This is a genomic window from Pseudomonas sp. B21_DOA (assembly GCA_030544685.1).
Lineage (GTDB): Bacteria > Pseudomonadota > Gammaproteobacteria > Pseudomonadales > Pseudomonadaceae > Aquipseudomonas > Aquipseudomonas fluorescens_AO.
In genome coordinates this window covers 4849868-4863779 of sequence record CP086683.1, presented here as the reverse complement: position 1 = coordinate 4863779, position 13912 = coordinate 4849868, and the positions used below count along the sequence as shown (strand labels likewise).

The following is a 13912-nucleotide window of genomic DNA, read 5'->3' as shown; positions in this document are numbered from 1 at the left end:
GCACCAAATCCCGCCGCCTTGAGCGGCTTTTTTGTGCCTGGAGTTTGTATGCCGATCACTCAGCAGCAATTGCTGCAGATCCTCCCCAACGCCCGCCCAGTCGCGGGCGTTTTTGTGTCTGCGCTGGTCACGGCCATGGCGCGGTTTCGCATCACCTCGCCGGTGCGCGAGGCGGCGTTTATCGCCCAGTGCGGGCACGAGTCGCAGCACCTGACCAAGTTGTCGGAAAGCCTCTACTACCGGGACGCCGAGCGCGTCGCGACCTTGTTCAAGTCGGGTTTCGATGACAACCGTAACGGCCGTGCAGATCCGGCCGAGATCGAGGCCGCAAAGGCTTATCTGTGCAACTCGGAAAAGCTGGCCAACCGCGTCTATGCAAATCGCATGGGCAATGGTCCCGAAGCTTCTGGCGATGGCTACCGCTATCGAGGCCGCGGCCTGATCCAGATCACCGGGCGCGACACCTACCGCCTGTGCGGTCAAGCGCTCGGCCTGCCGCTGCTCGATCGGCCGGAGCTGCTGGAGCAGCCGGACTATGCCGCGCTGTCGGCGGCCTGGTACTGGTGGGATCGAGGCCTTAACGATCTGGCCGACGTGGGGCTGTTCGACGGCATCACCCGGAAAATCAACGTGGGCAGCGCCGGTCTGGCCGATCGCCGCGAGCTGTGGGCCAAGGCCAAGGCGGTGCTATGTCAATCCTCGATCTGATTCCGGCACCGGTGCGGCCCTGGGCGATCGCCCTGGTACTGCTGTCGATCGCCGGCGCCGGCGCTGCCGGCAGTTGGGCGATACAGGACTGGCGTTACGGTAACGCGCTGGCCGAGCAGGCCCGCCAGTCCGCCGACGTGGCCCGGGCGGCCGCCGAGGCGATGGTAGGCGCGCTGGTGATCGAGCAGGACAAGCGCCTGGCGCTGGAGCAGCGCCTGGAAGACAACGACAAAACCCACTACAAGGATTTATCCGATGCGCAAACAGCTCAGCAACGCCTGTCTGATCGCCTTGCCACTGCTGATGTCCGGCTGTCAGTCCTACTCAACGCCGGCAGCGCTGCCGGCCGTTGTGACGGGGTGTCAGCCCCTGCCAGCGCCGGCGGCGTGGTTCATGGCCCCGCAAGAGCCGAACTTGACCCAGCGCATGCTCAAAGAATTATCGGCATCACCGATGCCGGTGACCGGAGGCTGATTGCCCTCGCGGCCTGTCAGGCATACGCCAAAGAAGTGTCAACACCGAAGTGAAAAAGAGCGGCCGGTCCGGATGCGTCAACATCCAGATCGACCGCCGTCCCTGCAGATTGTCCCTGCAAGTCCAGCCGAGGCTCTTGCTCCGTGCACAAAGCGCGGCGAGCCTAGCACCTGTTTATCCATACAGTAAAGGTCTTGCTTTCAATGTCTACACCCATCATCCCTTGGATGGGCGGCAAACGCCGCCTGGCCGATCGCCTCATTCCGCTTTTTCCGCCACACGAATGCTACGTTGAAGTCTTTGCCGGCGGTGCCGCGCTGTACTTCATGAAGCCCCAGCCATCACCGGTCGAAGTCCTCAATGACATCAACGGTGACTTGGTCACGCTTTACCGCGTCGTGCAGAACCACCTCGAAGAGTTCGTACGCCAATTCAAATGGGCGCTCAGTTCTCGGCAGGTGTTCGAATGGCAGAAAATGACCCGCCCCGAAACCCTCACCGACATCCAGCGCGCCGCCCGATTCTTCTACCTGCAGCACCATGCCTTTGCCGGCAAGGTCTCCGGTCAAACATTTGGCACGGCGACCACCGCACCGGCCATCAATCTGCTACGGATCGAAGAAAACCTCTCGGCCGCGTGGCAGCGCCTGTCCGGCACCTACGTCGAAAACCTCCCATGGCTTGAATGCGCTGAACGCTACGACCGTGCCCACACCTTCCACTACATGGATCCGCCTTATTGGCAGACCGCCGGATATGGCGTGGACTTTCCATTCGAGAACTACGAGCGGATGGCCGACTTCATGCGCCGCTGCAAAGGCAAAGTGATGGTCAGTATCAACGACCATCCCGATATCCGCCGCGTGTTCAAAGGCTTCCACTTCGAGACCTTGGACATTCGCTACACCACGACCAACCAGCGACAGGGGAAGGCCGAAGTCAGTGGCGAGCTGGTGATCATGAATTGGGAGCCGGCAGCGTTGGGTGGGCTGTTCTGATCACCAGGGTGCGAATCCGGGGCATCCAATACCCCACAGCTGCAACAGCTCGGTGAGTTTTATAAGAAACTCGACAGTCGCCATCAGAAGAATCAGAACATTCATTTTTTATTCTCGCAAAGAAACGTGCCGCGCTTATGGGCGCGGTAGCGGAAAGGAGTAGGTCGATCTGTTTTTAAACTAGATGTTTATAGCGGTATTCGTCAATGGTTGATCGAGATTAATTACGTCTGCTGCTGCGAATCCACTCGGGGAAGTTGTAGTAGGGCTGAATGTGTATGCACCCGCATCACCTTCATGGTGTTAGGGCTAAGGGGGTATATGGCGGTCGGGGATTAGGGCAATGGGTGTATATCGCAAGCTGGTATCGGGCAATGGGTGTATATGAATGATCTGACCTGTTTTTCGAGTTGGTCCTACATCTGTTTATTACACGCAAAGTGGAAATTACGTACATACGTATGTAAGTAAGGCGTGGTCTTTTTCCGACCGTGGTAGAGCGAAGTGCTTGTTGTTACTGGCTTCGCAAGTAATCGCCACGTCTAAACAGTTAATCTGTTATTTACACGAAAGTTGTAAATCGTGTTGCTAGCAGTCAACGTGCGCAGAGTGGGTTAGCCCGGCGTTGGAGTCACTGCAGCGATGAGCGCAGCCCTTGGTTGCGAACATTGCCAATCGCTCGATCCACCTTGAACCATTCAAACACATCTGTCGGTTCACCTTGGTGAAGCACCATTTCTTCGGCGCGCTCTTTGGGTGTGGCTGGATCCAGCCATTCACGCGCTAGCTCGGGTGAGAGCGCTACCGGACGCCGGTCATGGATATCCACCATCCCACCGGCACTGTCAGCGGTGATGATTACGAAGCCGTCATGCTCGGTAGGTTCTCGCCCGGCGCTTGGATATTGCCCAATTGCAGCACACAGAATGGGCGCCCGGTCTCGGCGGCGAATCAAGTACGGCTGCTTTTTAGGTCCTCCTTCATCCACCCACTCGAACCAGTTATTGATCGCGACGATAGCTCGATGCGGCCAGATGGCACGAAAGAATGGGCCGTGCGCGACTTTCTCTACCCGAGCATTGATGGGGCTGCACGATCTTTTGCCCAATGGGGCCGCCATCCCCAGCGGACCATGTCTGCATGCAGAAATCCTTCCTCCTGGTGAAAGAGCGCAAGCTGTGTTGTGGGAGCTGCGTTGTAGCGTTCGAGCGGCAAATCCCCGATGTGGTTGACGAGCGCGTTGGGCATGCTCAATGCGGCAACGAAGTCGTGAATGCCGCTGTACTGCGAGAGTCGTCCGCACATTGCCCGCCCGCCTATCTGATATTTCCTACAAAAATTGACCGCAAGCCATTCAGAAAGTTAACTGTATATTCGTACAGTTCTGGAAGTCGTGCGTCATGAGTTACTCAATTCTAGGTCCCATCAGTCAGGGCGGCTTGAAGGTGCCGCTGTGTCTCTTCCGAGTCCCGGCCGGCTTTCCTTCGCCGGCAGCGGATCACATCGAAGCGCAGATATCGTTGGATGAGGTGCTGAACATTCGCGCGCCACACGTCTATTTGGTGTCGCTCACCGGTGAAAGCATGCAGGGTGCCGGGATCTACGAAGGGGACCTGGCCATTGTCGATCGATCAATCGAGCCAGCTCACGGCCACATCGTCATTGCGTTGTTGAATAACGAACCCGTGTGCAAGCGTCTGTGCCTTCGCGGTAGCGACGTAATACTGATGTCGGAAAACCCCAAGTATCCGCCACGGTATGTCCTTGAGGGTGATGAGCTGGCAATTTGGGGTGTGATCACCAGCAGCGTGCGCAGCCATGTCTAAGACGCTGCCGGTATTCGGCCTGATCGATTGCAACAGCTTCTACGCCAGTTGCGAACGCGTGTTTCGTCCTGACCTGGCGAAGGTGCCTATCGTGGTGCTGTCGAACAACGACGGCTGCGTCATCGCGCGGAGCTACGATGCCAAGCCCTACGTGAAAATGGGCGAGCCGTACTTCCAGATCAAGCACAAGCTCAAGCAGCATGGCATCGTCCCGTTCTCCTCGAACTATGCGCTATACGGCGACATGAGTGAGCGTGTCATGACGCTGATCGAATCGATGGTGCCGGCCGTTGAGGTCTATAGCATCGACGAAGCCTTCGTCGACCTTACCGGCATTAATGGCCTAGACGCCCTTGGCCGCAAGATCCGCAGCCAGGTGCTGCGCTGCACGGGCATCCCGGTCGGTGTCGGCATCGCTCACACCAAAACTTTAGCCAAGCTGGCCAACCACACTGCCAAGCGCCTGCAGGCGCAAACCGGTGGCGTCGTGAACATCTGCGACCCAATCAAGCGCGACTGGGTGCTTCGCAACACGGATGTCGCTGAGGTCTGGGAGTAGGCCGGCGCATGAAAGTGCACCTGGATGGCATGGGGATCAAGACCGCCATGGATCTGGCCAAGGCCGACCCGTGGACGTTGAGAAAAAATTATAGCGTGGTGATAGAGAAAACCGCCTGGGAGCTGGCCGGCACGCCGTGCCTGGAGCTGGACGAGCCGGATCCGCCAAAGCAGGAGATCTGCTGCAGCCGGATGTTCGGGAAGCGGCTTACGGAGCTGGCACCGATCATGGAAGCTGTGGCCACCTACATGATGCGTGCTTCGGAAAAGCTCAGGGCGCAGAAGTCGCTGTGCAAGAAGATTCGCGTCAGCATCCGCACCGGCATGTTCAACCCCGATGAGGCTAAATACGCAAACGGTGTGGTGATCGATCTACCGTACCCAACGGATGATGTTCGGCTGTTAACGACGGCAGCGGTCGATGCACTTGATCGCGTATTCCGTCCTGGATTCAGTTACAGCAAGGCGGAAGTCCTATTGCTGAATCTATGCCAGCCGGGTGAATACACGGATGATCTGTTTGCCATTTCTCAACCCACTGAGGCAACAAGGGTGATGGCGGTGTTGGACGAGATCAATGGACGGTGGGGTAGGGGTACGCTCCGGTCCGCGAGTGTACCGAGCAATCCAGATTGGGGCATGCGTCGGGAAATGATGAGTCAAAGCTACACCACGCGCTTGGATCAATTATGGACAGTTAGCTGTAGATAATTAAGGCGTGCTTTTCGTAAGAATATCTTAACTCGACAGTCGTAAAAAATTCACTAGTAAGGGTATGTTTTTATTTTCATGTAGGGTTTGGTTTGAACACTGCCATTATCGCTTGAAAGAATTGCGCCATGTTTGTGGGGTGCGTAAGGCCAGTTGGGGTCTACAGTGACCCCAGCCCTTAGGTGAATATTAGCCTTTCGGTCTAGCGGGCCGTCAAGAAAAGAAGAAACGTCTAAAATACCGTCTAGTTTATAAGCGGGGTTGAGGATAGGGTCTGAGAAGGAAAAAGCTAACGGAAATGTTTTGTATGCTGATATTCCGAACGGATCATACCCGCTTCCGAAAATGGTATGGAACAAATCTTTTAATATCGCCTGTTGCTTGAACGGGTAAAGCCACATTTGAAAGCGATATCGCTCCGGAAATGCGCGGTCGAAGTTCATTACGTAGCGACGCAGCGCCCTGCTAAGTGGATGTCGCCACTGTGCTGTGTCACTCGCAGCTAAAAAGTGTCCCGCTACTGATCTCGAAACTTTGTTTAATTGAACATCTGTGGCCATAAGGTTAGGAACCATCAGGAAGCGCACATTCCGTAGCTCGTTTGAAAATTTCTTACATATGTCTTCTAAGGCTGGGTCTAAAATAGTTCCCAATAATCTATTATTGCAGTCGCTACAGAGTGTTTTTTTGAATAGTCCATTTTGGAATAGTCGTGAATGCGGTTTTCCATTTTTATTTTTAATATGTTTGAGGATTTCGGTGACTTGTCGTTGTTGGGGGATGGCAATGGACTTAGGGAAGATATGATCCTCAGTCATCTCTCGACGCTGGAGGCAGATGTTACATCTTCTGAGTAATGCCATCTTTTCACCCCTGATTTTAATGACTCGTTGGTTGGGTCTCGCCGATCAAAGTGGATTTTGCTAAGGTCGAGCTAGTTATTTTTCGCGGATCCAAGGTTAGCCGCGCATAACCTTGTTCCAGTCGATTTCGTAACCAGCATCCTGAAGTTCTAGGCTCAGAGCTTGCTTCCAGCCATCACTATCCATAGATGTCCACACTACTCCTGCGAAGTCGCTCGGAATTTCTAAACCGCCTTTTTTGAGTGCGCAAACTTTTTCACGCCCCAAGTAGCCGATAAAATATCCAAGTTCAAGAAGAACATTTTGACGAGCGCGCGGTTCAGGTTTGCCACCCTTAACACAGCCTTCATCATCGGGCGTCAGCAGAACCACAGCAAAGCCCACGTCTCTATTAGCCTCGATCTTTTCTATTATCGTGCGACCACGGTTTGCCTGCTCGTGAAGAATGATAGGTTCAAACCCAATTTTTTCTAAAAAGCGAGCCGCAGTTTCTCTAGGCCCGTCATCATGGCCATGCACTATAAAAACTCGCTTAGAGCTAAATTTAGTCGACGGCTCTATGGGTTCAGCAATGGTCAAACTTTGTGCGGAAGAATGCTGAATGTCCGCGAGGTCTTCATTGAGACTTCGTTGAGCTTGTGCGAGCAGCGCTATTGAGCTCTTAATGTTGCGGTCTACCGGTGCGACGTAATTCGGCCTTGAATCCCTAGATACCATCATAGAGTAGTAGGTGAGATTACAGGCACCTTCGTAGGTAGAGTAGGCCGTAGTGTTTTCGCCGAAGCATCTGATCAGCGTATCTTTTACCGCTACCTCAAGCGCTTTTAGTTCTGGTGTCATACCTAAGCTAACGGTATTTACGTCGAACGCTTTCAGCTCGTTTATCCGATCTTCAAGTCGAGATAATGCACGCTCAATGTCTTGGGCTGTTAACGTCAATTTCGGGGCAATTTGCGTTGGGGGCGTTGTTTTTCTAGCCATGAAATCAAATTCCTTGAAGGTGAGTAGCATTGAATCTCAACCGCCGCCATTGGAGCGATGAGTTCAAAAGGAAAGCATGAAGGGTGTAAGCATAGTGCCTCGCGCGCTCCGGGGCGCACAGTATTACTGTTCATGTGCCGCTACAGACGGCCGTGAGCCCGATATGATCCTTGTAAAAACCATGGCTGCGTCGGTGCGACAAGCTCGTCAGAATCCCTATCCTTACGTTGAAAATCCATTCGCTGTCTTTGCCCAAAGCTCTCAGCCATAAGTGAAAAACAGCGGTCTGCTCCTGGCTACGTGGTGTGACACACCCAGATCAGCAAGGCAAAGGATAAGACTGGAATTGAATATGATATGGGGAGTAGGAGAAGTCGTAGCTGTGGCGATGTAGCAACAATTCTTAAGCAAGCCGCGAGGTGCTTTAACATTGGTCGGTACCCAAATCAGAAATTGAAGTTGAGTTCCCGGCTGATTCAAAGCAACCCAGAGATCGATCTGGAGAAGATGAAGATCTGCCCAGAATCGCCCTTGTGGGGCTTGGCGGGCTTGCACCTTGGAATTGGATCGATGCTAATTCCTGAGCGTCTGTTCCGCAATAGTGCGGGAAGTCTATCGATGGTGAGTGCTCTGACGCTCAATCAGCGTCCGGCTGTCATGGGGCAAAAATGGGGCAAACCGTACGCCAAACAATGCCTCTCAGTGCCAATCATGCATAAATGCATGTTAATCAAATGGGCCTCCTAACCCAGTAAACACGAGGGATATGGGCCTAAAAGCTCAGTTACTCCAACACAATCGGAGTGTGCAGGAGCAACTCATGGCGCAGTTGACACTGAGTGATCACAAGCAAGCGTAAAGCCGAAGCGAGAGCCAAAGACTCAGAGCTTCCACGCGAATGCCATCACGATCATTCGTCCACTTCCCGTTGACGCGCTTGTGAGGCGTGATCAAACGCTACGTATAGGCTTTCGATCACCCCAGGGTTAAGTGCCTTCACGGTTTCGATGCCCAAGGTGAAACCCTCGGCACGGTCGGCCGCGTGCAGTGTGTCAGCCACGGTGCCGGCGTTGGCGATGGCCGTGAGCAGTTTCAGTGCCTGCGCATGAACCGAGCGCGGCAGGTTGAGTGCGGCCAGCACCTCATGCTTGATCATTTCCTTTGCCATTCTTTCGAAGCGCCCGGTGGCTCAAAGGCCAAGTCGTACTGCTCGACATTGATCAGCAGCCACCCGCCGGTAGGTTCATTGCTGCCGTCGATGATTGGCCCTTGCACCATCATCCCGTGCGGCAGCATGACCCGCACTGTGTTGGCCCGCGCGGGGCCTTGCAGGTAATGCTGTAGTTCGACGCGTACGCGGTTGGGGCCAGCGTTGAGCAAGCGCACCGGACATTCAAGGGTGGTCAACTCGGCCGGTTCCAGGCCGAGATAGCGGGCCATCACGGTGACGGTGGCCGGACCTTCGTAGACGTACGGTATAAGCACCCTTTCCTCGAGGAGGGTGACGGCAACAAAACAGACGGTGGGACTATGGTAGTCCAGCCTGTGGACAAGTGGTTTTCATTGCCCCACGAAAAGCGCCCGCACCTGGCAAGGGTGTGGGGGCCAATTCAACATAAACGGCGATCTGTTCATTGGATGACGAAAGCCGCCATCAGACGTACGCGACGTCCGCACATCTGACATATATAAACCGATAGACGGTGATTCCGGTCGAAACTCCGCATTGAACTTGCTTTTTTCTGGCGCAATCCATTGGTCATTGAGGAGCGCTTTTATGAAATGTATGTGCTGGATTTGTTGGGAAAACGCGGAGCGTCGATCTCTGGTAGGCGACTGGGTAAATATTGAATGTGATGCCTGTGGCCGCTATTTCATTAGCCGCCAGTTCATGCACAAGAACAAAGGCAAGACGCTTGACGTAGAAGCTATGAGATACCTGATCTCCTACGCTATGTCTGCTGGAGTATCACCGGCCATTGGCGACGGAACAGCTCGTTTCGCAACGTCCAGAAAGTGTTGAGCGTAATCCGATGGACTCCGAACGCGCGTCGGCTCGCTCTGCCAACCATTACGAGTGACTACACCTGCCGTAATCGCGTGATCGCGTCCGTAATCGCTGCCGCATTCCTGTCCAGTGTTTCTAAGGCGACTACAGCATTATCGGCAACAACATCTGCGCCAGCCCCCGAGATCCAATGAGTGATCTCTTCTATCGCCGCACCCAGCGCATGCTGGTTGTGTAGCAACAAAGTCAGCGCGTCGGCCGTGGTTACATTTGAGTCTGAGTTATTTGGCATTTGGATCGTCCTTGAGCGAAAGCTACCAAAAAGGGCTAGTTCAGGCGTGCCAGACCAGATTAGCTCACGTATCTCTGTTTCGATGACTTTTCCCACCAGAATGGCGCATCGTCCCAGATCTGTCCCATATAGCCATTTTTTGGACGTAAAAAACCACAAACCTCCGACTTTATCTAGGAAAATCAGGGGGTTCCGTTTACTGAATGTGGCGGTGAAGGAGAGATTCAAACTCCCATCCAAGCGAAGAGGCTAACGCACGTGCGTATTTGTAACTAGGTACGATGCCTAATCCGGGCGGCTTTTGGGACAAGATTATTGATGCTTAGAAATTGCTACAACGCAACGCTGCAATGATGTTTTAGCCAATCAGCGCGGGGAGCCGGTGGGTTGCTCCACCCAATCCATCATGGGTGCGACGGAAAAACGGCGGGAGAGTGGGGCGGGGTATAGGGACATGTGAGGAATCTGGATCAAGAAGGCGAAGGCGCAAGAGTTTATCAGGATTACGGACAGGCAAAGATCCGTACAGCGGCGTCATGTGTTTAGGCCGGACGCAAACGCTCCGGCTGATTGGCGGATCTTGTTCAACGCTGCACCGACGCTTATGCCCGTTGGACAACTGGACTGAGTAATGGCAATTCAGTAGCATCCGTTTTTTCAGGATCAGTCCGTCATGGAAGCCACCTCGCCAAAGCGCCCACTGCAAGCGTTCGTCATGTCCTGTCTGGTGGCCGGCTGGGGGCTGGTCTACGTCGGTCAGGTCAAATGGGCGGTGCGCATTGCCGCTCTGCTTTATATCGGCGTTGTCCTGATGGGGGTTTGCGGATTAACGACTACTCCGATAGGACTATATGCTGTTGTCGTGTTCGCCGTACTAGTGAAACTGGGTTCTGCGACTGTGGCGGCGATGCTGGCGCGCAGAAACGAAACTTCGGTGACTAGCCCTGGCATTCGATTCCATGTGCTTTATGTGGCAACTCTTATCGTAATCACGCTGGTATTGCTGGGGCCGTTGAGAACTGCAACGTTGGGATTCAAAACTTACTTCATTCCCTCCGGCTCGATGGTTCCGACTCTGTCTATCGGCGATTACATCGTCACAAAACTGCGCATCGGCTCGCCGCAGGTGGGAGATATCGTGGTCTATCGCTACAACGGTACCGAAGCGGTCAAACGCGTTGCGGCTGTGGGGGCGATACCTTGTCGATAGTCGACGGGGAGGTCATTCTCAATGGTAAAAACCTGGGACTGTTCTTTGCTCCGCGAGAGCGGGTGAAGAACCCTCGTTATATGCAAACTGCGCCGACGCGGGTCGAAAACAATCATGTCTATCTGCTCGGCGATAACCGCGATAGCAGCAATGACAGTCGATTCATGGGGCAGGTGAAAGTTGATGACATCTCCGGCATAGTCACCGGGATTTGGTGGTCAGAAGACCGGTCAAGGATCGGTACGGTTTTCCCTTGAGGGACTCTTGCAGGCACTTGCTTCTCCGGCGATTGCGCATCGCCGGAAAGCCATAACACCAACACACTGAAGTACGGCGGCAACAGCATCGGCAGCAGCCTCAATCATTAAAGCTCCGCCATGCTGCACGACGATAACCATTACTGCCCCGGCACCGCAATCCACTCGCTCAACGTCTGCTGATACTTGCCAGTGACCTTGCTCAAATGCAGCCACTGATCGACATACAGTTTCCAGCTGATGTCATCGCGCGGCAGCAAGTAAGCCTTCTCGCCGTATTGCATGTACTGATGCGGATTCACTGCGCACAAGCCGGGTTTGAGTTTCTGCTGATACAGCGCTTCCGAGGCGTCGGTGATCATCACGTCGGCTTTGTTGTCGAGCAGTTGCTGGAAGATCGTCACGTTGTCGTGCAGGGCCAGTTGCGCTTGGGGCAGGAAGGCGTGGACGAAGGCTTCGTTGGTGCCGCCGGCCGGTTCCACCAGGCGCACGTTGGGCTGGTTGATCTGGTCGATGGTCTGGTATTTCGACTGGTCGGCGCAGCGCACCAGCGGGATTTTGCCGTCGGTGTCGAGGGTGTTGCTGAAGTAGGCTTTTTCTGCCGCTCGAGTGTGACCGAGATGCCGCCCATGCCGATGTCGCATTTGCCGGCCTGCATGTCGGGCATCAAGGTTTTCCAAGTGGTCTGCACCCATTGCACCTTGACGCCGAGGCTGTCGGCCAGTGAGCGAGCCATGGCGATGTCGATGCCTTCGAAGTCGCCGTCGGGACGTTTGAAGGTGTACGGCTTGTAGTCGCCCGTGGTGCAGACGCGCAACTGGCGTTGTTGCTGGATGCTGTCGAGGTGCGAAGTGCTTGGCTCGGCGTGAGCGACGGCGACGGCGACGGCGGCCACGGTCAGCAGGCCGCAGAGGATCATCGTTTTTGGCATTGTCATTGTGATCGGGTTTCTGAGAAGGAAGGTGGCCCAGTGTAGTGAAAGGCCTTCTCGGGTGTCATCCCGCGCCCGGACTCAACGTACCGGGCAACGCCACCAGCGCCAGCATTCAGTTGGCTGAGTAGGGGATTACAGTTTTGACAGGTTCAGCCAACTGCTCAATGCGGCGTTGGAGTTGGAGGACCTGTGGCGATAGGTGAATCGGTTTGAGAATGGCTGAGCGCAAGTGATCCCAGCCAACGATGTGTTCAGCACGCTGCTGCCAGCTGAGTAGCGGCGCAAGCCCTGGACGCAAAGGTTTCTGAGTGACCTTGCTGTTACGTGTGGCGATGCAAAAGTGTGTGTAGCGAGGCAATTCATACAGGTTCAAACGCTGCAGGTCTCTGCTGCACAACAGCAAGATGTCGCCAAAGGTGAACAAGGGAAACGCCGTGACTTCGATCTTTTGTTTTTCATTGAGTGTGGTTCGCCACAGTCTGTTATCCAGATCGTCCAGACTGATGTTTTCGTCAAGTATGAATCGCGCCGGTGGTTGACGAATCGCCAGATTTCCAGCAGCTGCGTAGGTGATGCTTGGCATTGCACCTGGCGATAAAAGAAGAAACCCGCTGAACAGAACCAGTGCTGTTGCGATTCCATAAGCGATACGCGCAAAGACATGGCCTCTGCTGATATAAAAAATCAAAATCGGGACGAGACTGAAAATGAGTGTGCCGAGGGAAAACAACCCGACAACCACTACCGCCTGCGCATTATCATCGCCGACGTAGGTCTCGAGGATCAGCAATGTGGGGAGTGACGCACACAGAACGGCTAAGCCGATCATGCCACCGATCAAGAGTCGGAAACCGTTTTTCTTCCAGCCTCCCATTCGTCGGGTGTTTTTGTTGAAAATCTTTCGAAAGTGTTTGAACAGGAAAAGTGCGAAATAGGCCAGCAGGGTCATGGAAAAAACAAACAGCATCGAAATTCCGGCGCTGAATGTGTTCGAGAATTTGAAAAGTAGAAAAATGAAAGTACAAAAGCCAAAACACAAAGGAAGCAGCAAATAGGTAGCGATCTGTTTGTGCCTTTTTGGCACTTTTTCGAACATCGATACGGTAATACCGTAGAACCAAGCACTGGCGGAGAGTACGCCAAGGTAGCCCACCATGATCAGCACGATCAGTAAAAGCCAGATAGCAAGGGCTGACTTGGCATCGCTGCCTGCCAGGAAAAGGTCAGTACGACCAATTGCCCGGGTGTAGACGTATAGCCCAAGGATTGCCAACCCCGCGCCGAGAAAGCCCAGAGTGACGGTGATCTGGCTCCAGTAATCAAGAATACGTTTGAAATTGCGTTTGAAGAACTGCGTAAACGTTGGTGCGGGCGAAGCATCCATGCGATCAAGATTCCATCGGGTTTGATTGGTGGTTCTGTAACGACAAATGGCCAGATTTCTTTAGAAATCCGGCCATTCAATGCAATTGGTCTGTTTTTCTGAGTTGGTCGTGATGGAAAGAATTTAAAGCCCCAATCCTTCCTGCACCACCTGCAGCAGATTGTTTTCGGTCAGGGCGATGGCATCCAGCTCCTGGCCGGTTTCAATCGACTGCATCCACCAATGGCTCTCACCATGCTCATCCACTGTACGCAGCAGATAAGTGTCCGTGGCTGACGGGTTGATCTGCACCCGCCCGGCGCCATCCTCGGTAAACCTTGCAATGGGATCAAATGTCAGGCTTCGCTCATTGGCTTCGATCACCAGTTGGTCGATGGCGTAATCGTGGCTTTCGCCATCCGGGGAGCTTTCGCAGATGTGCGTGGGATTGCGCCGAATCTTCAAACCAACCTCAGTCACCGGTTGCAGCCACGCTTCGATGCGGTGGTACAAGTCGTACACCTGCGCCGGCCAGCAATCGATCTCCAGCGCGGCATCGGCATGGGTGTGCCGGGTTTGCTTGAGTTTGGCGGCGAGTTCGTCTGCTTTACTCATTTCGGATCCCTCGGTTTGATGTCTGCCTGTTAATCGTAGACCTTTCAACGGTGTACGACGTTGCCTTGCGTCATGCGCCTGCAACACAAGCGTGTCGAAATCAGCGCTGGCCAA

Annotated in this window: 11 protein-coding genes and 4 pseudogenes; 6 read left to right on the top strand and 9 right to left on the bottom strand. The window is 54.2% G+C overall.

All coding sequences use genetic code 11. From position 1 onward, the window contains the following. Window positions 1-48: 48 nt before the first annotated feature. The 3 genes from LJU32_22410 to LJU32_22400 all read left to right on the top strand — a co-directional run bounded on the left by LJU32_22410 (window position 49) and on the right by LJU32_22400 (window position 2180). Window positions 49-708, top strand: coding sequence for a glycoside hydrolase family 19 protein (locus LJU32_22410; GenBank protein ID WKV88216.1), 660 nt, complete (start codon window positions 49-51; stop codon window positions 706-708). Further along, window positions 690-1235, top strand: a complete 546-nt coding sequence (locus tag LJU32_22405) for a lysis protein (protein WKV88215.1) — start codon at window positions 690-692, stop codon at window positions 1233-1235. Before LJU32_22410 ends, LJU32_22405 begins: the two co-directional genes overlap by 19 nt. Window positions 1236-1385: 150 nt before the next feature. After that, window positions 1386-2180 (top strand): DNA adenine methylase, encoded by a 795-nt coding sequence (locus LJU32_22400; protein ID WKV88214.1) that lies wholly within the window; start codon window positions 1386-1388, stop codon window positions 2178-2180. Between the two features lie 631 nt (window positions 2181-2811). Here LJU32_22400 and LJU32_22395 read toward each other — a convergent pair. Then, window positions 2812-3485 (bottom strand): annotated as a pseudogene (locus LJU32_22395) (SOS response-associated peptidase family protein). A 95-nt stretch (window positions 3486-3580) separates the two neighbouring features. Between LJU32_22395 and LJU32_22390 the strand changes: the two are divergent. Both LJU32_22390 and umuC read left to right on the top strand, forming a co-directional pair. After that, window positions 3581-4006, top strand: coding sequence for a S24 family peptidase (locus tag LJU32_22390; protein WKV88213.1), 426 nt, complete (start codon window positions 3581-3583; stop codon window positions 4004-4006). Continuing rightward, window positions 3999-5275, top strand: a pseudogene (umuC, locus tag LJU32_22385) (translesion error-prone DNA polymerase V subunit UmuC). The gene LJU32_22390 and the pseudogene umuC overlap by 8 nt, the downstream one beginning before the upstream one ends. Before the next feature lie 53 nt (window positions 5276-5328). Here the strand turns inward: umuC and LJU32_22380 are convergent. The 5 genes from LJU32_22380 to LJU32_22360 form a co-directional block, all read right to left on the bottom strand. Continuing rightward, window positions 5329-6093, bottom strand: a complete 765-nt coding sequence (locus tag LJU32_22380) for a hypothetical protein (protein ID WKV88212.1) — start codon at window positions 6091-6093, stop codon at window positions 5329-5331. A 141-nt stretch (window positions 6094-6234) separates the two neighbouring features. After that, complete coding sequence (locus LJU32_22375; GenBank protein ID WKV88211.1) at window positions 6235-7149, bottom strand: nucleotide-binding protein; 915 nt, start codon at window positions 7147-7149, stop codon at window positions 6235-6237. Between the two features lie 880 nt (window positions 7150-8029). Next, window positions 8030-8275, bottom strand: a complete 246-nt coding sequence (locus tag LJU32_22370; protein ID WKV88210.1) for a hypothetical protein — start codon at window positions 8273-8275, stop codon at window positions 8030-8032. Further along, entirely contained in the window at window positions 8272-8604 is a 333-nt protein-coding gene (locus LJU32_22365; protein WKV88209.1) for a hypothetical protein, read from the bottom strand. Before LJU32_22365 ends, LJU32_22370 begins: the two co-directional genes overlap by 4 nt. Before the next feature lie 596 nt (window positions 8605-9200). Further along, a complete protein-coding gene (locus LJU32_22360) occupies window positions 9201-9419 on the bottom strand; it encodes a hypothetical protein (GenBank protein ID WKV91174.1) in 219 nt (72 codons plus the stop codon). Between the two features lie 907 nt (window positions 9420-10326). On the opposite strand from LJU32_22360, the pseudogene lepB reads away from it, so the two are divergent. Next, window positions 10327-10886 (top strand): annotated as a pseudogene (lepB, locus tag LJU32_22355) (signal peptidase I). A gap of 140 nt (window positions 10887-11026) precedes the next feature. Here the strand turns inward: lepB and LJU32_22350 are convergent. The 3 genes and pseudogenes from LJU32_22350 to LJU32_22340 all read right to left on the bottom strand — a co-directional run bounded on the left by LJU32_22350 (window position 11027) and on the right by LJU32_22340 (window position 13798). Next, window positions 11027-11823, bottom strand: a pseudogene (locus LJU32_22350) (transporter substrate-binding domain-containing protein). A gap of 109 nt (window positions 11824-11932) precedes the next feature. Further along, window positions 11933-13204 carry a hypothetical protein gene (locus LJU32_22345; GenBank protein WKV88208.1) on the bottom strand — a complete coding sequence of 424 codons (1272 nt, stop codon included), beginning with the start codon at window positions 13202-13204 and terminating at the stop codon, window positions 11933-11935. Window positions 13205-13327: 123 nt separating this feature from the next. Next, complete coding sequence (locus tag LJU32_22340) at window positions 13328-13798, bottom strand: hypothetical protein (GenBank protein ID WKV88207.1); 471 nt, start codon at window positions 13796-13798, stop codon at window positions 13328-13330. Between the last annotated feature and the right edge of the window lie 114 nt (window positions 13799-13912).

What these genes read in the sequence shown, in the direction of transcription:
- LJU32_22370 (WKV88210.1), bottom strand. Translation starts at nt 8,275, where the DNA reads ATGATCAAGCATGAGGTGCTGGCCGCACTCAACCTGCCGCGCTCGGTT.
- LJU32_22380 (WKV88212.1), bottom strand. Translation starts at nt 6,093, where the DNA reads ATGACTGAGGATCATATCTTCCCTAAGTCCATTGCCATCCCCCAACAA.
- LJU32_22405 (WKV88215.1), top strand. Translation starts at nt 690, where the DNA reads ATGTCAATCCTCGATCTGATTCCGGCACCGGTGCGGCCCTGGGCGATC.
- LJU32_22345 (WKV88208.1), bottom strand. Translation starts at nt 13,204, where the DNA reads ATGGATGCTTCGCCCGCACCAACGTTTACGCAGTTCTTCAAACGCAAT.
- LJU32_22340 (WKV88207.1), bottom strand. Translation starts at nt 13,798, where the DNA reads ATGAGTAAAGCAGACGAACTCGCCGCCAAACTCAAGCAAACCCGGCAC.
- LJU32_22400 (WKV88214.1), top strand. Translation starts at nt 1,386, where the DNA reads ATGTCTACACCCATCATCCCTTGGATGGGCGGCAAACGCCGCCTGGCC.
- LJU32_22390 (WKV88213.1), top strand. Translation starts at nt 3,581, where the DNA reads ATGAGTTACTCAATTCTAGGTCCCATCAGTCAGGGCGGCTTGAAGGTG.
- LJU32_22375 (WKV88211.1), bottom strand. Translation starts at nt 7,149, where the DNA reads ATGCTACTCACCTTCAAGGAATTTGATTTCATGGCTAGAAAAACAACG.
- LJU32_22360 (WKV91174.1), bottom strand. Translation starts at nt 9,419, where the DNA reads ATGCCAAATAACTCAGACTCAAATGTAACCACGGCCGACGCGCTGACT.
- LJU32_22410 (WKV88216.1), top strand. Translation starts at nt 49, where the DNA reads ATGCCGATCACTCAGCAGCAATTGCTGCAGATCCTCCCCAACGCCCGC.